Source organism: Colwellia sp. BRX8-7 (assembly GCF_014077275.1).
Classification (GTDB): Bacteria; Pseudomonadota; Gammaproteobacteria; order Enterobacterales; family Alteromonadaceae; genus Colwellia_A.
Map to the genome: position 1 here is coordinate 213,621 of NZ_JACGVP010000006.1, position 23,950 is coordinate 237,570.

At 37.6% G+C, this 23,950-nt stretch carries 18 protein-coding genes and 4 tRNA genes; 9 read left to right on the top strand and 13 right to left on the bottom strand.

Annotated elements, in window-relative coordinates; genetic code table 11:
* Window positions 1-134 precede the first annotated feature (134 nt).
* From H4J57_RS19810 to H4J57_RS08130, 10 genes are all read right to left on the bottom strand, one after another.
* The gene (locus tag H4J57_RS19810; RefSeq protein ID WP_220470284.1) at window positions 135-878 is read right to left on the bottom strand and encodes a LamG-like jellyroll fold domain-containing protein; all 744 of its coding nucleotides are present in this window, start codon (window positions 876-878) and stop codon (window positions 135-137) included.
* A 1,091-nt stretch (window positions 879-1,969) separates the two neighbouring features.
* Complete coding sequence (locus tag H4J57_RS08090) at window positions 1,970-3,790, bottom strand: acyl-CoA dehydrogenase C-terminal domain-containing protein (protein ID WP_182216149.1); 1,821 nt, start codon at window positions 3,788-3,790, stop codon at window positions 1,970-1,972.
* A gap of 441 nt (window positions 3,791-4,231) precedes the next feature.
* A tRNA-Asp gene (locus tag H4J57_RS08095) sits at window positions 4,232-4,308 on the bottom strand.
* 139 nt (window positions 4,309-4,447) lie between these two features.
* Window positions 4,448-4,524: transfer RNA gene (locus tag H4J57_RS08100), tRNA-Asp, on the bottom strand.
* An 87-nt stretch (window positions 4,525-4,611) separates the two neighbouring features.
* Window positions 4,612-4,688, bottom strand: a tRNA-Asp gene (locus H4J57_RS08105).
* Window positions 4,689-4,740: 52 nt separating this feature from the next.
* Window positions 4,741-4,817: transfer RNA gene (locus tag H4J57_RS08110), tRNA-Asp, on the bottom strand.
* 167 nt (window positions 4,818-4,984) lie between these two features.
* Window positions 4,985-6,313, bottom strand: coding sequence for a TIGR03503 family protein (locus H4J57_RS08115; RefSeq protein ID WP_182242470.1), 1,329 nt, complete (start codon window positions 6,311-6,313; stop codon window positions 4,985-4,987).
* The gene (gene dnaQ / locus H4J57_RS08120; RefSeq protein WP_182242471.1) at window positions 6,301-7,026 is read right to left on the bottom strand and encodes a DNA polymerase III subunit epsilon; all 726 of its coding nucleotides are present in this window, start codon (window positions 7,024-7,026) and stop codon (window positions 6,301-6,303) included. Before dnaQ ends, H4J57_RS08115 begins: the two co-directional genes overlap by 13 nt.
* Before the next feature lie 10 nt (window positions 7,027-7,036).
* Window positions 7,037-7,537: a DUF2919 family protein gene (locus H4J57_RS08125; RefSeq protein WP_182216154.1), complete on the bottom strand. Its 501-nt coding sequence runs from the start codon at window positions 7,535-7,537 to the stop codon at window positions 7,037-7,039.
* Window positions 7,530-8,264, bottom strand: coding sequence for a DUF599 domain-containing protein (locus H4J57_RS08130; protein ID WP_182242472.1), 735 nt, complete (start codon window positions 8,262-8,264; stop codon window positions 7,530-7,532). The genes H4J57_RS08125 and H4J57_RS08130 overlap by 8 nt, the downstream gene beginning before the upstream one ends.
* A gap of 249 nt (window positions 8,265-8,513) precedes the next feature.
* On the opposite strand from H4J57_RS08130, the gene H4J57_RS08135 reads away from it, so the two are divergent.
* Both H4J57_RS08135 and H4J57_RS08140 read left to right on the top strand, forming a co-directional pair.
* Window positions 8,514-10,910: a carbohydrate binding family 9 domain-containing protein gene (locus H4J57_RS08135; RefSeq protein ID WP_182242473.1), complete on the top strand. Its 2,397-nt coding sequence runs from the start codon at window positions 8,514-8,516 to the stop codon at window positions 10,908-10,910.
* 200 nt (window positions 10,911-11,110) lie between these two features.
* On the top strand, window positions 11,111-13,420 hold the full coding sequence (locus tag H4J57_RS08140; protein ID WP_182216159.1) for a carbohydrate binding family 9 domain-containing protein: 2,310 nt from the start codon (window positions 11,111-11,113) through the stop codon (window positions 13,418-13,420).
* Window positions 13,421-13,593: 173 nt separating this feature from the next.
* On the opposite strand, the gene H4J57_RS08145 is transcribed toward H4J57_RS08140, so the two are convergent.
* Window positions 13,594-14,646 (bottom strand): hypothetical protein, encoded by a 1,053-nt coding sequence (locus tag H4J57_RS08145; protein WP_182242474.1) that lies wholly within the window; start codon window positions 14,644-14,646, stop codon window positions 13,594-13,596.
* 78 nt (window positions 14,647-14,724) lie between these two features.
* Window positions 14,725-15,777, bottom strand: coding sequence for a hypothetical protein (locus H4J57_RS08150; RefSeq protein ID WP_182242475.1), 1,053 nt, complete (start codon window positions 15,775-15,777; stop codon window positions 14,725-14,727).
* A gap of 570 nt (window positions 15,778-16,347) precedes the next feature.
* Between H4J57_RS08150 and cysK the strand changes: the two genes are divergently transcribed.
* Entirely contained in the window at window positions 16,348-17,316 is a 969-nt protein-coding gene (gene cysK, locus H4J57_RS08155) for a cysteine synthase A (RefSeq protein WP_182242476.1), read from the top strand.
* A 53-nt stretch (window positions 17,317-17,369) separates the two neighbouring features.
* Here the strand turns inward: cysK and H4J57_RS08160 are convergent, their stop codons facing one another.
* Window positions 17,370-18,152, bottom strand: a complete 783-nt coding sequence (locus H4J57_RS08160; RefSeq protein WP_182222765.1) for an alpha/beta fold hydrolase — start codon at window positions 18,150-18,152, stop codon at window positions 17,370-17,372.
* A gap of 260 nt (window positions 18,153-18,412) precedes the next feature.
* Between H4J57_RS08160 and H4J57_RS08165 the strand changes: the two genes are divergently transcribed.
* The 6 genes from H4J57_RS08165 (at window position 18,413) to H4J57_RS08190 (ending at window position 23,948) form a co-directional block, all read left to right on the top strand.
* Entirely contained in the window at window positions 18,413-19,201 is a 789-nt protein-coding gene (locus H4J57_RS08165) for an SDR family oxidoreductase (protein ID WP_182231092.1), read from the top strand.
* 36 nt (window positions 19,202-19,237) lie between these two features.
* Window positions 19,238-20,695, top strand: coding sequence for an aldehyde dehydrogenase (locus H4J57_RS08170; protein ID WP_182242477.1), 1,458 nt, complete (start codon window positions 19,238-19,240; stop codon window positions 20,693-20,695).
* A gap of 264 nt (window positions 20,696-20,959) precedes the next feature.
* On the top strand, window positions 20,960-21,442 hold the full coding sequence (locus tag H4J57_RS08175) for a RidA family protein (RefSeq protein WP_182216170.1): 483 nt from the start codon (window positions 20,960-20,962) through the stop codon (window positions 21,440-21,442).
* 2 nt (window positions 21,443-21,444) lie between these two features.
* Window positions 21,445-22,002: a 3-hydroxyanthranilate 3,4-dioxygenase gene (locus tag H4J57_RS08180; protein ID WP_220470285.1), complete on the top strand. Its 558-nt coding sequence runs from the start codon at window positions 21,445-21,447 to the stop codon at window positions 22,000-22,002.
* 3 nt (window positions 22,003-22,005) lie between these two features.
* Window positions 22,006-23,013 (top strand): amidohydrolase family protein, encoded by a 1,008-nt coding sequence (locus tag H4J57_RS08185; RefSeq protein WP_070373934.1) that lies wholly within the window; start codon window positions 22,006-22,008, stop codon window positions 23,011-23,013.
* Complete coding sequence (locus H4J57_RS08190; RefSeq protein ID WP_182242478.1) at window positions 23,010-23,948, top strand: cyclase family protein; 939 nt, start codon at window positions 23,010-23,012, stop codon at window positions 23,946-23,948. Before H4J57_RS08185 ends, H4J57_RS08190 begins: the two co-directional genes overlap by 4 nt.
* The last annotated feature ends 2 nt before the right edge of the window (window positions 23,949-23,950 follow it).

Below are 23,950 nucleotides of genomic sequence, written 5' to 3' on the forward strand. Positions count from 1 at the left end.
ACAATAAATAGTCTGCTTCGCAACCATTGCGGTCATTAAGTGAGGAATATTTCAATTGTTAATAATCACCCAAAACAAAAAAACACCAATCATTACAATTGATGTTTTCTATAATTTTAATGTTTAAGAAATTATTAAGATTGTTTCTTCAATCGACGTGATACCAACCCCATCATGCCTAATGCAAAAATTGCAAGAGTAGAAGGTTCAGGAACTGCAATCAAAGATTGCACACCAGCTTTATCTAGGGCTGTATCATAGACTCGAATATCATCAATCTTTCCAGACCAACCAAAAGAACCTCCCCCAGCGCCTTCACTACCAATTGTAAAGATGTTACCGGGTGATCTGTAAGCTGCCGTACCAAATAAATCACCATCAACAAATAATGTTGCTAAATTAGCAGAAAAGTCATTAACAAGGGCATAATGATGGAAGCTACCATCACTTAGTTCCGAAGGAATACCTTCTTTAAATTTATTACCACAACTATCCCACGTATTCCAACTGATGTTATTACCACAGGCACTTGGAACAAAAAAGAGATCTGGTCCTGAGCCATTGGCTCCGGTATTAAACAACATATCGTTACCGCTACCATCCCAAGTTGCCCATACTGAATATGTGGCAGTAGCTGGCGAAGCAAAATTAGCCACTATAGAATCATTGCCATCGAATGAGTATGCGCTGTTTTCGTTACCAAACCTATCTGTGGTTAAAGTCGCTCCGTTAACAATACCATTAGCGCTACCTGCGCCATCATCTGCATTACCAGTAAAATCATAAGAGTGAATTAATCCAGCATGAGCAGTAGATACTAACAAGCTTGTAGACAAGACTAAACTGGCAAAAGTGGTATCAAAAAATTTAAATTTCATTATGTATTCCTTTAATCCCTTTAGAACATTATCCAAAGGTAAACTCTAAAAGTGAAATATAATCACTTAGCTGTTACTAAACAGAGCACAAATCACGCCAAGTAAAAAATATCTAATAATTTCAGTGTAATAAAAATAAAAGCTCAACATAAATATATCAAGTGTAAAGTAACCTGACACAAAACACCTTATCAACTAGTTTAATTTATTAAATAATATTAACAAACTGTTATTAAAATTAGTTTCAGTATAAATGCATCTATAGGCCAGGAAGAACTGCACAATTTACACCTACTAACTGATTTGTAATCTGTTCGTTTAATATGTCATCAACTGGTATTACTACAAAGTCAACACCGTGATTTTAAAGAATAGTTATATATTTTAAAATTCATAAAAGAAAATGCTAAAATTTAATATAGGCGTACTAACGGAGTTTTATCCGTTGTTAATTAGAGTGGGATATTGGTAAAGCGACCTTTGATTGCTCTTTTAGTTAAAAAATTTTAATCTAATATTAACATCCAAAAATTGATTTCATTGTCGGCTATGTTGCTTTGAGCGGACATTAACCACAAGAACCTACTAATGTCGTCTTTGCGCACAAAGTGATCGTTAATACTTTTCAGTCTCGACAACTTCTCAGCGAGCATCAACCCGTTGACTAAAGATCGATTTGGTTCGAAAATATCATCTATTGAAGGTGTTGATTCTAATGGTCCTACTTGCCGAGATAACCTCATTTGTAATGTCTATTCACATAGCGTTTTCTAGTAATCGCTGGATAAATAAAGAGCGACGACTATTATTCGCAGTTTAACAAGTTCGTGTGCCAATCAAAATATAAGCTCAACAGATAGTCGTTCTAATGTATTCCATCTAATGATGAAAAGTAAAATAGCAACAGCCACGGTAACTTCAGAGATACGACAGTTAAAATACTTCTCGATGACATGAAGTTGCCATAATGAAGATAAAGGGTTATCGCTATTTAGAGGTCTTTAGAGGTCTTTAGAGGTCATTTAAAATGATAAAACCTTTTACAGAAAACTGTAAAAGGTTTTATTGGTGGTTATCTTAACAGTCAGTGTTTATAAAAATGACAACAACTCTTCGTCTAACTGCATTAACGTTTTAGGGTCTGCCATCATGGTGATTGCTAACGATTTAGTTCTTGGCAACATGCGCTCAAAGTAAAACTCTGCGGTTTTAATTTTTGCACGGTAGAAGTCTCTGTTCTCAACATCAGTTGCTAATTTTTCATAAGCCGCCTGCGCCATTTGTGCCCAGAAATAAGCCATAACGATGTAACCAGAATACATTAAATAGTCAACCGATGCAGATCCGACCACATCGCGGTTTTTCTTTGCTTTTAATGACAAACTTAACGTGTTTTTCTGCCAGCCGGCAACAGCTTTGCTCAATGGCCAAATAAATTGATTCATCTGACGTTTATGAGGGTTACTTGAAATCATACTTTTTTCTTTACAAAAGCCTAAGACTTCCATGGTAAAGTGTTTTAAATACTTACCGCGATTTAATAAGATTTTACGTCCTAATAAATCAAGTGCTTGGATACCCGTTGTTCCTTCATACAAAGTAGCTATACGTGTATCACGAACAATTTGCTCCATACCCCACTCTTTGATAAAGCCATGACCACCAAATATTTGTAAGCCATGGTTTGCACTTTCTGAACCTAGTTCAGTGAGGAATGCTTTTAAAATCGGTGTAATAAAACCTAAACGGTTATCAGCTTTACGGCGTTGCTTATCATCTTTCAACATTTGGATGTCGTCAACTATCTTCGCCGTATAATAAATCATAGCACGGCCACCTTCAGTGATCGCTTTTTGCGTCATTAGCATTTTACGAACATCAGGGTGAACAATAATTGGGTCAGCAACTAATTCAGGTTTTTTAGCACCGGTAAGTGAACGCATTGATAATCGTTCTTTTGCGTAAATTAACGAGTTTTGATAAGCAAGTTCTGCAGCACAGATACCTTGTAAAGCGGTACCAACACGTGCGGTATTCATAAAGGTGAACATACATTCTAAACCTTTATTTTCTTTACCGATAAGTACGCCTTTTGCACCATCAAAATTTAAAACAGCGGTAGCTGAACCTTTGATACCCATTTTATCTTCAATAGAGCCACAAACAACATTGTTACTTTCACCAATGTTACCTTGTTCATCAACTTGCATCTTAGGAACAATAAATAATGAGATACCACGCGTACCTTTTGGCGCATTGGGTAATCTTGCTAAAACGATATGAACTATGTTTTCAGTTAAGTCATGCTCACCAGCTGAAATAAATATTTTAGTACCACTAATACTAAATGTACCATCATCGTTTAATTCAGCTTTTGTTTTAACTTGACCTAAATCTGTACCACATTGTGGTTCAGTTAAACACATAGTGCCGGTCCAAGTACCTTCGGTAAGCTTAGTTAAGTAAAGCTGCTTCTGTTCTTCAGTACCGTGTAACTGTACCGTATCCATAGCACCGTGGCTTAGACCAGGATACATAGCCCACGACCAGTTTGCCGTACCCATCATCTCTGACTTTACCATGCCTAGCGAAGCAGGAAGCCCTTGGCCACCATGTTCAACAGGGTGAGACAAACTCTGCCATCCACCGTCAACATATTTCTGATAAGCTTCTTTAAAGCCTGTAGGCGTGGTTACTTTACCATTATCAAAAGTACAGCCTTCTTTATCGCCACTTTGATTTATTGGTAATAATTCATTTTCACAGAATTTTGCACACTCTTGGAATATCGCATCAACCAAGTCAGGTGTCGCTTCTTCAAATTCTGGATACTGCTTATAATGGTCATAATAATTAAAGACATCTTCAAATAAAAATTTCATGTCTGTGATCGGTGCTTTATAACTGAGCATGTATCTCTCCAGTGCTTTTTAAACTATTTATTTAACTTCTTTCGAATATAACAGAAAAACAACTGGTCATACCACTGTTTTTTGCTAATAAATATTTATATATTTGTAAATAGAACTTAAGTGTAGAAGACAACTGAATTTATTGAAGGGAATAAGTGTGTGCAATTTTAATTAATAATAAAAATTTAAGCTTTTCTATATAAGAAATAAATAGCATATTAACAATAATATTAGCTCTGTGGAATGTAGTAGAAACCGTGATAACAACAATCGCTGCAACAGGCTGCTTCGCATATAGGAAGGAAATCAAATTGAACGGTTATAATGTTTAGTCATTTGTTTTATAGAATTTGAGGTCTTGAGGTCTTGAGGTCTTGAGGTCTTGAGGTTTTGAACTATTTTAATTTTTTATATGACTATAAAAAACAGTAAAAACAATGTTGGCGGAGTGGACGGGACTCGAACCCGCGACCCCCGGCGTGACAGGCCGGTATTCTAACCAACTGAACTACCACTCCGCTGTATTGCTTTTTTCAAGTTTTACTACCTAAGTAGACGGTACTCAAACCCGTGATTTTACTTTTGAATGTTAGTATAAAAGATGTCACGCCTTTTATCGTTAGGTCATTCAAACCTTATTCTTAATTTAAACAATGTTGGCGGAGTGGACGGGACTCGAACCCGCGACCCCCGGCGTGACAGGCCGGTATTCTAACCAACTGAACTACCACTCCGCTGTATTGCTTTTGAATGTTATAATAAAAGATGTCACGCCTTTTATAGTTAGGTCATTCAAACCTTAATCTTTACTTAAACAATGTTGGCGGAGTGGACGGGACTCGAACCCGCGACCCCCGGCGTGACAGGCCGGTATTCTAACCAACTGAACTACCACTCCGCTGTATTGTTTTAAACGTTTAGTAAAACTAGGTGCTTAACCTTTGATTAATTGGCGGAGTGGACGGGACTCGAACCCGCGACCCCCGGCGTGACAGGCCGGTATTCTAACCAACTGAACTACCACTCCGCTGTATAATCAACACATTCGTCAACAAGTCGTTGAATGCGGCGGAGATAATACGGTTAAGACGCAGAGCAGTCAACCACTTTTTTAATATAATTAACTGTATGCACGTTTGATGTACAATACGGAGGAATTACATTCAAAAATGGCTTTATTTAATTGGCTACTCATCATTTTTTGTTCTTTTTTCGGCGAGATATAAAGTAAAAGACTAACGCAATAAGGACGATTCCGACGTTTGCAACAGCAATAATAATATAAGTTTGTAGATCTTTTTCACTTTTTGCCCTTTCTTGTTCGACTTTAGCTTCTTGCAACTCCATGGCTAATTGTTTAGCTTTTTCCTCTGCTAGTATAATTTTATCGGTAATAACAACATCCGCTTTGTCTACAGGGAGTGATCTCATTTCACCATTAGCATTTAGGGTCGGCATCACTAAGCCCGTTTTACTTTCTGCATTAAAGGTAAATTGTTCTAACACTAAACGGAATTCGCGGCCGTTAATTGTTTTGCCAAAAACACTCACTTGTATACGATGAACACCTGACTCGGTGTAAGCAAGTTCGTAAGTACGTAAATTTCCTTTTCCTTCCATAATAGAAAATGGTACTTCTTGACGGTCTGGAAAAATAACTTTCCCTTGAAACAAAACACTATCCACATCTACATAAGTAGGGTCGATAGTAAAGATGACCTTGTGAGACTTCCCTACTTCCATTACGGGTTCAACAGAAATGGTAATTGGTGTCTTTTGCAAAATAATGGGTTTTTGTCGTAACTCTCGAGTAGCCATCGGCATAATAACAGAGTAAATAGGTAGCCATTCACCCGGAGCAAAAGCAAGTTCAAATTCGCCGGTAAAGACACCATCCTTGGCATACTCATCTAAGTCACGGCCATCATCACGAAACTGCGCTATTTTAATGGGTTCAGCACCAAAATTATCATACGCAGAATTATTGGTACTAAAAAAATCTACATTGAGGTTAATAACGTCACGAAAGAGTGGATCGTCAATAGCTTGTTCTCCGTTATAAAGGTGCCCTTCAATTTTTAAGGTTTCTCCCGAGAGGATAACCTCAGGTAAGGGGTCAACTTTAATAGTGACATCAGTGACAACCATAATGTGGCTTTGCGGTAAAATATCACCAATAGCCTGCCAAGGGCCGGGCATTGGATTTTTAATGGTGATTAAATCAAAAGTACGATCATCAAACCAAGTGATTTTATCTTTAGGTAAATTATTAATTTTAATTTTGGTGCCATCAGGGCGCACAAGTATGATGGGTGGCGTGCCACTTCTTCGATAAAATAACAGTGTTATTTCTTCAAGCAAGGCATCTATTTTAAACCGATTTTCAAAATAAGGAATTGCATTGGTAACATTATCTGATTGGTAATAATCAATTTTGGTTTGTTGTCCATAACTTGGTATAGATATCAATAGAAAGGCTACTACTATGATAATAAAAAGTTTTGACTGACCTATTTGGGCCATATTGGTTCGCTCCCTTTTTCAGCAACAATCGCTAATCTTTCATTATGCTTAATAAGTTCATCGGCAGAAGCTTGGATAACCTTTAATTTTGTTCGTTGTGCGGGTAAACGACGAATAGCATTACTGTCTCCTGATTCGCTGCCTGCTGATAGATTTAACACGGACTGCTTACGCGTCATCTCTACATAAACAAACGCTAAAAGTTGAGCATCGATTAATGCACCATGATAAGTGCGGTCGACTAATTTATCGACACGATAGTAACGGGCTAAATAATCTAGGGTCTTTGGTGAACCAAATTCATCTTTTGAAACATGCAACGTATCTATAACAGTACACATATCACGAGTGTTGGGAATATTTCGCTTTAATAAAGAAAATTCATTGTCCATAAAGCCGATATCAAATTTAGCGTTATGAATAACAAGGCGTGCACCTTTAATAAATTCGATAAAGTCATCGGCGACTTGACTAAATAAAGGTTTATCACGAAGGAACTCATTGGTTAATCCGTGAATATTGATAACTTCCTGATCCATTTCAAATAATGGATTGATATAAACGTGAAAACTACGACCGGTTAACTGTCGGTTGATCATTTCAACACAGCCTACTTCAACAATTCGGTGCCCTTCCCTAGGATTAATACCCGTTGTTTCTGTATCTAATATAATTAATCGTTCATCTTGCTGTACAGCTTGTTCGTTATTCATTGTGATTTCATCACCTTTTTTTTGGGTCAGGAAGTGGCTCTGGAAACTCAGTAATATTTATTGTAAATTTTTTACTGAGATTTAACATGATTATAAGCGCTCCAACAATAATAGCTTGGGTAATTAACCATGTTAATGACAGTAAATGCCAATAAAAAAAGCCAACTAAGCAAATAATCAAATCAAAAAGTAAGGCGAAAGTGAGAATACCTTTACCATGGCGCCATGATTTTTTAACCCAACCTTTCGCATTTGGCCGGCGTAAACTTAAGACAAGGACAATAAAAACACCTAACGCCCCAGAGCCTAAGCTTAAATAAAACAATGATGTTTCAGGGTATATCCATTGAATAATACCAACACGGTCTTTCATATTGGTTACCGACATTAGCCAAACAACATAACCCCGTAAAATAAAAATCAAGGCTACGTAGACCCATTTTGATATTTTCAAACAATCAAAATTGTCAAAATCTTGCACCGAATAAGCAGAGTAATTATGTTTACTCATCAATATCATGACCGCGCTTTTTTGTATGCTCTATTCTTAAGTGCTCTTGTGCGGCGGTAATAGCTTTTACTGCTCGAGATCTAAATTCACGATAAAATAAAGTATAAACAACCAGTAAACTGGCAAAAACAAATAACGCAGGATGAAAAAACCAACACATTGCCGCAATAGAAAAATAATAAGAACGTAATCCATAATTATAAGAATGTGCGGCTTGGTCTTGTACTATTGCCATTTGTTTTGCATAGGCACGCAAGTTTTCATCTTCGCCTAACTCATCATAAGGCGCAGCACCAATCATGACATTTAAAAAGCCATACTGTCGCATAGACCAAGTAAATTGAAAAAAGGACATAATGAAAATAAAAGCCAAGACACCTAATTTTAATTGTATCGCCGCATGATTTGGAAAATCAGCATAGGGAATTGAACCTATTACCGCTTCTAAACGTTCGACTTGAGCGAATAGAGTCAATACACCGGCTAAAACCAGTAAAGTTGTTGAAGCAAAAAAAGCAATATTTCGCTCCAAATTTGCTAACAACGCAGCTTCACCAACACGAATATCTCGCGTCATTAGCTCATTCATCCAATGAATTCTATGTTGATGAAGACATCTGGCGATACAATTAGTGTTTTTTGCTTTGACACGAGCAAACCAAGTGTAACCAATCCAACAAGTTACAAAGCATATAAAGGCAAGAATATCGAGTAAAGTAAGTGGCATAATATTGAAAAATTAGATAACAGGCATTCCATTATGCAGGAGAATATTTATAGATTCGAGCTAAATTTTCTACGATTAAGCATGCAAAAAATGTTAGAAAAAACCATTAATCGTATTCCTTATACCAGTTATCGTAATTCCTTTGACAGAAAGTCTAACTTTCTTCACCATCGCCGGTAAATCTATTACTTAAGTTTACCGTCAGTATTGCAGATAAACTTTGTGCAAACACTTTCCTTTGGAGCATCAATGTTCACTGTCAAATTCAGCCATATTTTGACTATTTCCACTTTATTATTTTCTTTTCATTGTAAAGCTAACGCGCAACAGTCAACCCAAATCCCAAGGATTTCAGGTAAAATAACCATAGATGCTAAATTAGATGAAAAACAATGGCGCCATGCAAAAAAAATATTAATCAATAACGTTACTCGTCCATACGACAATATACCTAGCCAAGTTCATACCGAAGCGTTATTAATGGAAGATGGCGGTACTTTCTATATTGCTTTTATTGCTGAAGATCCCAACCCAAGCCAAATTCGAGCGTTTTACCGCGATAGAGATCAATCATGGGGTGACGATGTCGTTGGCATAAAAATTGACACTTATAACGACCAACGTTCGGCTTATCGATTTTTAGTCAACCCTTTAGGCTCTCAAATCGACGGTGTCGAAAATGAAATAACGAAAAGTGAAAGTGATTCTTGGGATGGCATCTGGGACAGTGCAGGAATAATTAACGATAAAGGCTATATCGTAGAAATGGCTTTACCCCTTCGTATGCTTAACTTTACTGAAAAATCGTCATTACAAGATTGGGGCATTGAATTAATGCGTTTTTATCCGAGAAACGAATTTTTTCGTTTCTCAAACGTCCGCCTTGAACGAGATAACGACTGTGAGTTATGCCAACTTCACACGATTGAAGGCTTTACGGGGGCAAAACAAGGCGATAACTTAACCGTTACGCCTTCACTTGTTACCGGCGTTAATGAACAAAGAGAAAATAATGAGGATTGGCAGAGTGAAACCAACACAGAAGCTAGCTTAGATGTTCGTTGGGGAATAACACCTGACTGGGTGTTGAATGCCACAATTAACCCAGACTTTTCAACAGTTGAAACAGATAATGCTCAGTTAAATATCAATAATAACTTTGCACTTTTCACCCAAGAAAAAAGACCGTTTTTTCTAGATAATGCTGATTACTTTGATTCAAATTATAACCTGATTTATACCCGAAATATTAACGCGCCAAACTACGGTGCTAAATTAACTGGTCGAGAAAATGATCACTCCTTTGGTTTATTTGTCACCGATGACGACAGTACCAATATTTTAATCCCCGGTAATAGAGGCTCTTCCATAGCGAGCATCGAAGGCGAATCAAAAGCAAGCGCTTTTCGCTATCGTTACAATTTTAACGAAAACATCACTATGGGGACCGTAAGTACCATACGTACCGCCGAAGATTATCAAAATATAGTACACAGTGTCGGCAGTCAAATTAGACTTTCAACGGCTGATGTCTTTAAGTTTCAAGCGCTTTATTCAACTACAGAATATCCTGACAACTTATTTGAGCAATTTTGTAATGCCGATGATAGCGACGATTCAAGTGAGTCAGACAATTGCCATGCGCCACCTGAAAACATTGACTGTGGCTATAGTCAATGTGATTACAATGAGCAGGTTTTACGGACCTTAAATGATGATAAGTTTAGTGGTAGTGCCTTTAAAACCAGCTATTCTCACAATGACCGAGACTGGTATTACCGCGTAACATACGATCAGCAAAACTCTGGCTTTCGTGGTGATTTAGGCTTTATTCCTAATGTTGACTACAAGCGTTTTTCTGTTGGTGGTGATAGAAAGTGGTATGCGAAACCAGGCGAATGGTGGACGAAATTTAAAATATATTCTGATTGGGATATCACCCATAACGACAATAATGAATTGATTGAAAAAGAATTTGATATCAACGCTCAACTAAATTCAAGTATGAATTCATACTTCCGCTTTTCTTATTCAAACCGTGATTTAGTCGGTTTAAGAAAAGATAAAAGTATTTTAGCCATTGACGGTAACACCACCTTATTTACCGAAAATCAATTTTCACTCTTTGGTGAAGTTAATCCAATGCTAGGTCTATACTTTAACAGTAACTTTAAATACGGCGATGCCATTGATTACAGAAACAACCGTCTGGGCCGTACTAAACAGTGGAGTTCAAAGGTAACCTTAAATGTTGATAAGCATTTAGAATTAAATATCAAACATACCTTTAATCAATTAGATGCCACTAATCATAATGTCGATGCGACCAGTAACAACGTCTTTACTGCAAGATTGACCGATTTTAGAGCAACGTACCAATTTAATGTGTTAAGTTTTTTACGTTTTAGTTTTATTTATAATAATACCAACAGAAATATTAACAATTATATTTACACAGATCCCGAAGATATTACCCAAAGCAGGAAGAACGTCTCAACTGAATTGTTGTACGCCTACAAGTTGAATTCGCAAACAGTTTTCTATCTAGGCTATTCTGATAGACACTACACCGAAGAAGATTTTAGCGACTTAAATCAAAATAAACGTAATCTCTTTATGAAGTTTAGCTATGCTTGGATGAAGTAAAAATAAATAATAATCCCATCAGCTTTTACGTAAAGTCGCCATTTGGCGACTTTTTTATTGCCTGCTACCATTTGGCGACTTTTTTATTGCCTGCTAATAATAGAGCTAGAATAATTAATGATTGTTTTAACTGCATTTTTTTGACACAATTTATCCAGAGTCACAATATAAAAATAATAAAATGTAACCCTGGAGAGAAAATGTTGTTGTTAAGAAGTAGCTACAAAGCCTTAGTAGCTAGTATATTCTTACTATTTTCACAGAATAGTTTTGCTGAACAAAATGCCCAAGAACAAACAATTAATAAAATCGATCATTTATCGATACCTTATGCTAAAACAAAAGTCACCATAGACGGCAACATCAACGAAGAGGAATGGTCTCAGGCATTATCCATAGAGCTCAACATTGTTAATTCCCCTTGGAATAATAAGCCTAGCCCGGTTAAAACCACCGCAAAAATATTTGAAAATGGCGAGACCATTTATATCTCTTTTATTGCCCAAGATCCCAACCCTGAAGAAATAATTGCCTACTTAGGTGACCGAGATACACGACTCGAAGACGATGTGGTGGGTATAAAACTCGACACTTACAACAATCGACGATTAAGTTATGAACTCTTTGTTAATCCTTACGGATCGCAAATCGATAGAATAAAAAACGAACTCACCGGTGATGTCAATTCAGCTTGGGATGGTATGTGGCAATCGTTTGGCAAAAGAACAGCGAGTGGCTATCAAGTTGAAATGGCTGTGCCCTACCATGCATTGAACTTTGCTGACACAGATGAAGAAAAAACCTGGGCAATTGAGTTTATTCGTCTCTACCCGCGCGACTCTCGCCTGCGTATATCTCATATACCGCTCGACCGAGACAATGATTGTTGGTTATGCCAAATACCTGAAGCAAAAGGTTTTAAAGATGCAAAAACCGGTAACAATTTAACAATCACGCCAGCAATAGTGGCAAGTAAAAATGATACTCGTGACATTTACGACCCACAAGATGAATGGCAAAGCGATAACGACACCGAAGCGGGCGTTGACTTACGCTGGGGTATTAATGCCAACACGCTATTAAACGTTACGGTAAACCCAGATTTTTCGACAGTAGAGTCTGATGCCGGACAACTTAGCGTTAATAAAACCTATTCCTTGTTTTATCGTGAGGCTCGCCCTTTCTTTGTAGAAAACTCAGATTATTTCTCTTCAAATTTTAATTTAGTTTATACCAGAAACATTGCCGACCCTGATTATGGTGCAAAATTAACGGGTACTAATGACAACCATACCTATGGTGCTTTTATTAGTCATGACACAGAAACTAATTTTATTGTGCCAGGAAATACCGGCTCACGTTTAAAATCGTTAGATGAAGAAAGCCACTCTGGCGCATTTAAATATCGCTACGACTTTTCTGAAGACTTTTCATTAGGTGCAATTAGCACCTTAAGAAAGTCTGATAGTTATCAAAATACCGTTGCCGGTATCAATACCAAATATAAAATGGATGACTCGAATGCTATTCTTGCACAAGTTGTTCATTCAAACAGTGACAATTCAATAGAGGAGTCGACTGATTTTGCCGACCAAGCGGTCAAACTTAGTTATGAGCACAACTCGGAGTATTGGTCGGTAAGTGCTGAACATCAAAAAATAGGTAAAGATTTCCGCGCTGATTTAGGTTTTATGCCCCAAGCTGATTATCAAGATGAGAGACTATTAGTTGACCGTTTCTTTTACAGTGAAGGCGACAGCTTTTGGCAAGAAGCAAAATTGTCAGGTCAGTGGCAAATTAAACACAATGAAAATGGTGAATTGCTCGAAAAAAGTTTGGCTTCGAGTTTTACGATTGATGGCCCTAAACTTTCACAATTTGATATTATGTTTACCTATGCAGATAAAATAGGGTTACGTAAAAGTGAGTTAAATCAATTGAATGGCGGCCTCGCAGCAATTGAGTTTGATGACTCTATTGACGGTAATACCGACCGGTTTACTGAAAAGCTTTTGACTATGTTTGCGTATATAAAACCAACAAGATACCTTTATGGTGAAGTTTATTTTTCTTTTGGTAAAAAAATAGATTACCAAAATAATCGCCTCGCTGATTATCAAGAAATTTATGCGAACACTCGCCTTAACCCAACCAGTCATTTAGAGATTGATTTTTCTTATACTTATGAAACTCTCGATACGAGTCAAGGTAATGTATACGATGCGAACATAGTGGAATTAAGAGTTTCTTACCAATTTGATGTGAACAGTTATCTTAAATTAAATGTTGTTTACTACGATGTAGATAAAAATCCAGATAATAATATTTCAGCTTATTCGAACACCAATAGTGATTTATCAACACAATTAATTTATAGCTATAAGCTTAATCCACAGACAGTATTTTTCTTAGGGTATTCAGACACTAGCTATCAAGATGACGACTTAACTACGTTAAGGCGTGGTGAACGTACTTTGTTTACTAAAGTTAGTTACGCTTGGATGCCTTAGCACCTTATTAATCGATAAATAAGTTTAGTTTGATAGCGGTTATCAAACTAAACTTTATTTTACACTGCGACTTTAATAAAAGCTCTGTCGTTGTTTGTCTACGGAAAATCAGCGCTATTCAGACGATTGATTAACACATCGTTTCATCAATTATCAACTATTAATCAAACCTTCTACCTGCCTTCTGCCATGTTCTGCAACAGTAGTAAGCGTTGTTGTTCCTGCGAAGAAGCTTGATAGGGCAAATCGCTTAAACTGTTGACTGCAAAACCTTTTATTGCATGTTCATCAATTGAACTATCACCGTACTTGGTCGGTTCACCGGGAGCAGGTGACATTAATTCAATTGAAAAAGTTGATAAGTAAAATGGCGCTTGCCTGCCTTGTAATACTGACCGGTGAGCTTTTAAATAAAGATGACTATTGCCCTTATTGAGTTTTGCTTTGCTAACTAAGTGGGCGATGGGTTGGTAATTGGCATCAAATAAATTTGCCCGCATTCTATATAGGCCTTGCTCTCTAGTGGTTAAATTAGCTTTTAATACCATATCAGCATCTTCATTGTAGGCCGGTTCAAAACTTTCTAGGGTAGCAACTGAATCAACATATTTAAGTGCTAGGGTAATATTAATATTCTTACCGTTAATTTTCGCCTTAATCGATGCTTGCAATTCTCGTGGCAAATCTCTTTTACCGGTAAAGTGTGAATGCCAGTTTTCTTCACCCTGTTCAAATTGACTAGTCAATAATACTTTACCTGTAATGATATCGACAAGTTGCAGTTCTGCGCCGGTAATATTTTCACCGGTTAGTGTCGCAAAAACGACTTCGGGATAGGTATAACGATATTTTGATAATGCGGCACTTACTTGAGTGCCATTGTCGTCGACTAACATAGATTGTGGATTAAAAAAATTAGGGGTTAAGCGGTCAAAATCTTTATCCGTTAAAGGTTGTGAATAGGGTGGAAAAGTTAACTCTGCCGCATACGCTTGTGCAACAAGAACTGCTGAATCGTTTGAAGTGATTTTATTAACTGTAGCCTCGAGCGAACTATTATTACTTGGCGGCTGTTCTGGCAAGCTAGTTGTCTTAATTGGAATTTTTTTTATCAAGGGTTCATTAACAATCGTTATTTTTTGAGGTGTTGATGGCCAAAAGAGCCAAACAACAACGGTGATAGTAGATATAACACTGAATTTTTTTAACAATGATTTTTTTTTCATAACGGCTTTACTCTTTTGCCAAGACACTGTTGATTTTCCTTGATTAACCTAGAAAACCAACAGCCTTAACTATATTATTTAATTCGGAATCGCGTCATAAATGAGCGTTGACATACTGTCATCATTCGAATTTTCAACATAGAGATAATTACTCTTCCAAAGCCACCAGCCAGTCGTTTTAGTATAAGTGTCAAAGTAAATACTTTCTCCTGACAGTAGGTTTTTCTGATTACTTGCTGCCGTCACTTTACCTTGCTGTTGTGGCTCAAGTAACGAACCATGACTATAAGCTTTACCCATAAGCATTGGGTAATGGTATGGCATAAAACCATTAACGGCATTACCTTGCTGTGCTATTTTACCATTTAACGCGATACCGGTACTGCAGCTACCGTATCTTGCTTGGCGATTAGCTCCGCAAGAGGAGTGCGTACCAACAACACCGTCGTCATTACCTTGAATAAATGGGCTAGTAACCCCTAAATATTCACTTGCATCACCGACAAAGCGTAGACGAGGGATCCTCGCATCTGGTAATGGTGCAAGTTGTCTAGCGTTATTGACTTTTAAATCATTAAGTACGCCCATTTCATCGCCAAGATCGCCGCCTAACCAAGCCTCTAATGCTGCCTCAATGACAAAAGACCACGTTTCTGTACCCTCAGCAACACTTACCGCCACATCAGCAAGTTCACTACCACCACCTGCGCCAGCAATGTCAAAAGTTGCAACAATATTCAGTGGTGCTAATCCAGCATTTTCCAACCAAGTTTCTTGGTTATCTATAATATACCGTGCCACTAAATCACCGGTTGAATGTGTTACAAAGATGCAACCCGGTGTACAAAAGTTACTTTCAGAAAATGATTTCAACTTTGGCCAAACATAGTCTGTGGCTATTTTACCTTCTATTCGTTCATATGAAGGCCAGTCAATACGGGCATCACTGAGATTATTCCAATAGCCTTGCCAGTAATTTTGACCACTCGCCGTAACGTCACCATCAACAATAAGTTGTTGTGGCTGAAAGCCATGGATAAGTACTATTTTATATTCTTTACTGTAAGAAGCTGCTGAGCAGAATGTCAGGCAGATCCCTGCTACAACCGTTATACTTTTGATTATATTCATTATTTCCCCAAATTATTTTAAATTTTATTTTATAATTATATTTTTACGTCTTATTTTTATTGGTACTACAACTCATCGGACGTTCGACCAGTTAAAATTGATAATAGTCCAATGACCATTTATTAGTCAATGGCTAATTATTTATAATTTTGATAGTTTATTGACCATTTATTGACAGTTTATTGATAGTAAAAGCAAGGACACTTTCAGAAGAGATCAACAAATTTTAAAATAATACCATTTAAAAAAGAGGTAAATTAATTCAAGCGCTGAACACTTTTTACTTATTAGCATAAAGAAGCGCAACCATAATATTAAAACCACTTATAAAAAGCTTGTTTGTTATTCGCCAAGCTATCATTAGGGTTTAACAGTAATTATAATTAAAGAATAAAATAGGTTATTATCAAAAAGAACGATAATTACAGGCTAATAACACACTAACTTAACTAAAAAAGCATTTCTATATTCTTTTTTTGTATATAAGTTAACAAAATATCACTTCTTTTATTTCTATAAAGCGCTAACCTTGTGCTATTAAAGTAAATAAAGCTTTATTAAGGAGCTACCATGACGACAATATTTGAAGATAACTCAACCACTATAGGTAAAACGCCTTTAGTAAAACTTAACCGTGTAACTACCGGTAATGTTTTTGCAAAAATAGAATCAAGAAATCCAAGTGCGAGTATTAAGTGTCGTATTGGTGCAAACATGATCTGGGATGCAGAGAAGAAAGGCTTATTAACACCTGGTAAAGTAATCGTTGAGCCAACAAGTGGTAATACCGGCATAGCCCTTGCCTTTGTTGCTGCAGCTCGAGGTTATGGTATTACGTTAACTATGCCACATACCATGAGTTTAGAACGCAGAAAGTTATTAGCAGCTTTAGGGGCTAAACTTGAATTGACCGATGGCGCTAAAGGTATGAACGGTGCCATAGCTAAAGCGCAAGAAATTAAAAATTCAGATCCAGACAAGTATGTTTTATTGGGGCAATTCGACAACCCTGCTAACCCTGAAATCCACGAAAAAACGACCGGTCCAGAGATCTGGGCAGATACCGATGGTAAGATTGATATTTTTGTTGCCGGTGTTGGAACAGGCGGTACCATTACCGGTGTTAGTCGTTATATCAAAAATATTGCCGGCAAAAACATTATGTCTGTAGCTGTTGAGCCTACTGACTCACCGGTTATTAGCCAAAAAATGGCGGGTGAAGCATTAACACCTGGCCCACATAAAATTCAAGGTATTGGTGCTGGTTTTATTCCTGGTAACTTAGACTTAAGCATGATCGATGCTGTTGAAAAAGTGACCAACGATGAAGCCATGGCAATGTGTCACCGCCTAATGAGAGAAGAAGGTATTCTTGCAGGTATTTCTTCAGGTGCCGCGGTTGTTGCCGCTAAACGTTTAGCTGAGAAACCTGAAAACAAAGATAAAAATATCGTTGTTATTTTAGCAAGTTCCGCTGAACGTTACTTATCAAGTCCATTATTTAGTGATGAGTTCACTGATAAAGAGCTTGTACAATAGTATTGACATCATCAAAATAAAAAAGACGCTAAGGCGTCTTTTTTTTTGTTTTATCAATCAGCAATAAAGCGAGCAATCGCCGGATGAATTAAGCCACTATGGCTTACCGGCCCCATATGTCCAGTTGGAAAACGTTGATGTTCAACATTGGGTAAATTGGCTTTAATTTGATTGGCTAATGATTGACTCAGTTCAGGGCTGTGTTCCCCTGTCATCATTAACACTTTACAAGTAAGACCACTTAGATCGGTTAAAGTATATTTCTCTGATATTAAACCTTTAAAGTCTAAACTCACCTTAGGCATATCTCTTGCCATTATATCCTGAACTTTTTGTGGTAATGCTTTGAAAAAACCTGTTTTGTTCCAAAAATCAGTGAAGATCTCTGCCGCCTGATACCTATCATCGATATTAACTTTATTAGCAAAGTTATCCGCTAACATTCGAGCGTCACTACTTTGTTCAAGTAAATGAAACGCAACCGGCTCATATAAAGAAAGACTTAATATTTTTTCTGGATTCTCAATGGCTAGCTTTAAGGCAATCGCGCCGCCACAAGAATGCCCAACCAAGTGAAAAGACTGATGTTGAGCAACATGAGTAATAATTTTTTTAATACGGTTAATTTCAACATCAAAATTATAATTTAACTCATCAGCGACTTTTTCTGCATTACCATAACTGAGCAAATCAATATTGATGACTAAGTAGTGAGGTTCAAGCAGTTTGACTAAGGGCTGCCATTGTCTGGCCGAACTTAGCGAACTATGAAGAAGTACAACCGGTGTTCCCTGCCCTGAAATATAGGCACCTTTTAGTAGATTATTTATGGTCATTGCAGCTATTGATTAGCGATAAAACACCATTATCAGCTTAATCTAACAAATGTCAAAGTGAAATAACACTCTGTCTATTAATGCGCAATTACAGAGAATACGGCTATAAAAGTTTACAAAGTAAATAAATAAAACTTCACGCTTTTGCTGACATTAAATTATTTAATGTGATAGAAATTGGTTAACTCAAATTTTCAACGAAGTTAACTTAACGCCGTTTTGAAAAAATCGTCTGAAAAATACAATAATAAAGAGTATTCATGGATATAAATCTTCAAGGTAAAAGCGCATTGGTCTGTGGTTCAAGTCAAGGGATCGGTAAAGCCTGTGCGATTGAGCTTGCTCAATTAGGCGCTAACGTCACACTATTCTCACGTAATCAAGCAGCCCTTGAATTAGTCAAAGCTGAGCTTGATAAATCTCAAGGTCAAAAGCACCAAGTATTAATCGCTGACTTTTCGAATACAGAACAAGTAAAAACCGTGATCAATGCGCATATTAACGCATCGGGTGGTTATGATATTTTAATCAATAATACCGGAGGACCCGCACCTGGACCGGCCAATGAGGCTGGTACCGATGAATTTATCAACGCCTTCAATTTACACTTAGTGTCCAACCATCACTTGGTTCAAGCGCTTATCCCTGGTATGAAAGAAAAGCAATATGGCCGTATTATCAATGTTATTTCTACGTCTGTTAAGCAGCCGCTCAATGGCCTAGGTGTTTCTAATACCATACGTGGTGCGGTGGCGAGCTGGGCGAAAACCTTAGCAAATGAATTGGGTGAATTTGGTATTACTGTCAATAATGTCTTACCCGGGGCTACTGCAACCGCTCGTTTGGATGCTATTATTTCAGGGAAAGCCAAAAAACAAAACATTTCAATTGAACAGGCTACGCTTAACGAAAAAGCAATTATTCCTATGCGCCGTTTTGCTAAACCCGAAGAATTTGCAGCGGCGGCCGCTTTTTTAGCATCGCCTGCTGCTGGCTATATCACAGGTATTAATTTACCCGTCGATGGTGGCAGAACCTCGTGCTTATAAGGTTTACTTTAATAAACAATAAGTAGAGGAATAATAATGCTCAATGCGAATAATATTATTGAAAACTTTATTGATGGCCAATATCAAGCGCCCATCAATAATAATTATTTAGATAATATTGAGCCGGCCACGGGGCTAGTTTACGGCCAAATACCCAATAGTGATATCGCTGATGTTGAACAAGCTGTTGCAGCAGCAGAGCTTGCCCTGCCCGCATGGCGGGCCTTGGCTTTAGAACAACGTGCCGACTATTTAATTGCCATAGCACAAGAAATTGAAAACCAACTTGAATCCTTAGCACTTGCCGAAGCCACAGACAATGGTAAACCGGTTTCTTTAGCGAGAATGGTAGATATTCCACGTGCGGCAAGTAACTTTAAATTCTTTGCTCATGCCTGTTCGCAATTCGCTAGTGAATCTCATGCGATTGCTCATACGGCAATCAATTACACCTTGCGCCAACCTGTTGGTATTGTCGGCTGTATTTCCCCTTGGAATTTACCGCTGTATTTATTTACTTGGAAAATAGCACCAGCACTCGCTGCAGGTAATTGCGTGATTGCTAAACCCTCTGAAATAACCCCAAAAACGGCGGCAATGCTCGGCGCTATTTGTCTGAAAGTCGGTTTGCCTAAAGGTGTTTTAAATATATTACACGGAACAGGTGCAAGCGTTGGCGCTGCAATATGTAACCACCCTAAAATTAAAGCGATCTCATTCACTGGTGGCTCAGCAACGGGTGCAGCAATAGCAACTCAGCTTGCACCAAAATTTAAAAAACTATCATTAGAATTAGGCGGGAAAAACCCAGCATTAATTTTTGATGACTGTCATTTTGAAAGTACCGTTGAAGAAGTCTTTCGCGCCAGCTTTGCGAATCAAGGTCAAATTTGCTTATGTGCTTCACGTTTATATATTCAACGGGGCATATATGAAAAATTCAAAAACGCATTAGTGGCAAAAGCACAAGCGCTTGTCCCACAAGACCCTTTACTTAATGAAACAAAAATGGGCGCGATTGTCTCCAAAGCTCACTTAGAAAAGGTACTTGGCTATATTGATTTAGCTAAAAAAGAAGGGGGTACTATTTTAGCGGGCGGTGAACAAGTGCTATTACCTGGTCGCTGTAAACAAGGTTATTTTTTACAACCGACTATCATTGAAGGCTTAAGTAATGATGCAAGTTGCAACCAGCAAGAGATCTTTGGCCCTGTTATTACCTTACAAATATTTGATACTGACGAACAAGCGCTGGCACTTGCCAACGAAAGCCAATATGGCTTAGCGGCGACTATTTGGACGCAAAATATTAATAGAGCGCATCAACTCGCTGAACAAATAAATACCGGAATTGTGTGGATCAATTGTTGGTTACTGCGTGATTTACGAACGCCTTTTGGTGGTATGAATCATTCAGGTGTTGGTCGAGAAGGTGGTTTAGAAGCCATGCGATTTTTTACTGAACCCAAAAATGTATGCATAAAATACTCATAGGCTCAAACTAAAAAATGAATCAAATTTGTCATAAATTTAAATCATCAGGAGCAATATTTGCCAGCGTATTAGGCTGCAAATGGACGCTTATTTAACCTATTTTCCTCTGGAGTGCCTTAGGGTGTTTTTCGGTGATTTCGAAATTCCCTACTCAGTCGTGCTCAAGTCTACACACAATTGAAATAAATAAAGAACAAAGGTCTTTGATTGATTTTTGTCTACACTTATAACCATAAAAATATATTAATTACATCAGGATCCCTTATGAGCGATGTTAAAATTAAAACGTCTTTGAACCCGAAAATAATTAACGCGGAACAAGCACCAAAACCTGTAGGTTTATACCCTCACGCCCGACAAGTAGGCGACTTATTATTTCTTTCTGGTGTTGGCCCAAGAAAAGCCGGTTGCAAAGATATCCCTGGGGTTGTACTTGACGAGCAAGGTAAAATTAAAAGTTACGATATTGAAGCGCAATGTCATAGTGTATTCACCAATATTCGCTTAATTCTTGAAGCGTCAAATGCAAACTGGATGGACTTGGTTGATGTCACCGTATTTTTAACCAATATGGATGACGACTTCACCACCTACAATCGTATTTACGCAGAATACTTTGCCGATAACCAACCTTGTCGAACCACGGTTGAAATTAACAAATTACCAACGCCCATTGCCATTGAGCTTAAATGTATCGCTGCGTTGAATCAACATAAAAAGCCTCATACTAAAACGACGGGGGAATAGTCATGTCAACGTTAAAAAATAGCATCGCTATGCCTTTTAATTTATATGCTTGGATTGATGAACATCGCCATTTACTTAAACCTCCCGTTTGTAATAAGCAAATTTTTCAACAAGACAATTTTATTGTGATGATTGTCGGCGGCCCAAATAATCGTAACGATTATCACTATAACGCAACCCCTGAATTATTTTATCAAATTGAAGGCGAAATGGTGCTTTCAGTGATTGATGGTTCGGTTGAAAAGAATGATCATCATGATCCCAAAAATTTTCAGGATATAAAAATTAAAGCTGGCGAGATATTCTTACTGCCACCAAAAATGTTGCATTCCCCACAACGCTTTGAAAATAGCGTAGGTTTAGTGGTTGAACAAAAGCGAGCAAATAATCAAAAAGATGCACTTTATTGGTTTTGTCCTGACTGCAAAAAACAACTCTACACAGAAGCTTTTTATCTCGACAATATAGAAACAGACTTACCTAAAGTATTCACCCGTTTTTATGACACACCTGACAATTGCACTTGTCAGCAATGTGGCACAACAGTGACGAAGGGGTAAGTTATGTTAAAGATAGATATTCACACGCATATATTACCGAAGACCTGGCCTAATTTACGTGAAAAATACGGTTACGGGGGGTTTGTCAGTTTAGATCATCATAAATGTGGCTGTGCCCGAATGATGGTTGATGAAAAGTTTTTTCGTGAAATAGACCATAATTGTTGGGACCCTAAAGTTCGACTTGACGACTGTAAAAAGCACCATGTAGACGTACAAGTACTTTCAACGGTTCCTGTGATGTTTAACTACTGGGCAAAACCGAAAGATACTCTAGATTTATCGATGTATTTGAATGATCACATTGCCGGCATTGTTAACGACCACCCTAAGCGTTTTGTAGGGTTAGGTACTTTACCTATGCAATCGCCAGACCTTGCAATAAAAGAACTTGAACGTTGCATGAAAATTGGTTTGTCGGGCATTCAAATTGGTTCTCATATTAATGAATGGAATTTAGACCAAAAAGAGTTATTCCCTATTTTTGAAGCCGCACAAGACTTAGGTGCAGCTGTTTTTGTTCACCCATGGGACATGATGGCGAAAGAAAAAATGCCTAAGTATTGGTTGCCATGGCTCGTTGGTATGCCTGCAGAGTCAAGCTTAGCGATATGCTCGATGATCTTTGGCGGCGTACTACAACGTTTACCTAAACTAAAAATAGCCTTTGCTCATGGTGGTGGTTCATTTCCATCAACTATTGGTCGTATTGAACACGGGTTTAATGTTCGTCCTGATTTATGTGCGGTTGACTGCCCTATTAACCCACGAGATTTTCTTCCTCAAATTTATTTGGATTCATTAGTACATGATGAATTAGCACTGAAATATTTAGTCGATTTGATGGGGCCAGACAATATTGCCTTGGGTACTGATTACCCATTTCCATTGGGTGAATTAGAACCTGGAAAGCTTATCGAGAATAGTCAGTTTTCTGATGATATTAAAGAAAAGTTACTGCATGGTTCAGCGCTTAAATGGTTAGGATTATCAAAAGAGCAATTTTTATGAGTATCGCGAACACGAAAGTTAACGTTAAAAATAGCACGATAAAAATAACCATAGAACTTAAACATGCTAGTTATCAAGTCAATATAGCAAACTCATGGTCATTGGCTATTCCTGTTAACTTTAATCAACCAACGCAACAGCCTAATCACTTTTCTGCCAATGCGGCTCTAGCCAGTCCAATGCAAGCGGGGGATTTTGTTGGTGATACGAAACAAGGTGGCAGTTGCAATGTAAATGAATTGACGATTAATCCGCATTGTAACGGTACCCATACAGAATCTATCGCACATATTTGTGACTTTTCAATGAACAGTCATGCTGTCAATAATGGTATCAATAATGAAACGCAGGCAAAGACATTAGCAGAGCTTAACTTACCCGCGTTAATGCCCTGCGCTGTAATATCATTAACACCTGAATTAGCGATAGAAAGTAAGGAGAATTACAGCCCTGACTTTTCTAAATATGATGTCATCATCAGTAAATCTGCACTTAAGAAAGCACTTGTTGATTATCACAATGAGCAATTACAAGCGTTGGTTATTCGAAGTTTGCCAAATAACAGTAGTAAAAAACATCAAGCTTATAACAGTGAGAATCAACCTGCTTTTTTCAGCCGTGAAGCCATTTTATATTTGAATGAACGTGGTGTTGAACACCTAATAGTAGATCTGCCATCAATTGACCGCTTACATGATGAGGGATTAATGACTTGTCACCATTTATTTTGGCAAGTTAATGAAGGTAGTCAGCAAGTAAACGAAAATAGCTTAGTGAATAAGACGATTACCGAAATAGCGTTTATTGATAATGAGATCCCTGATGACTTTTATTTTATCAATATTCAAACACCTGCTTTTCATAATGATGCAGCACCAAGTCGCCCTGTCCTATTTTCAACAAAAGAATTTAATGCTAAAGAAATGAGTAAATAACT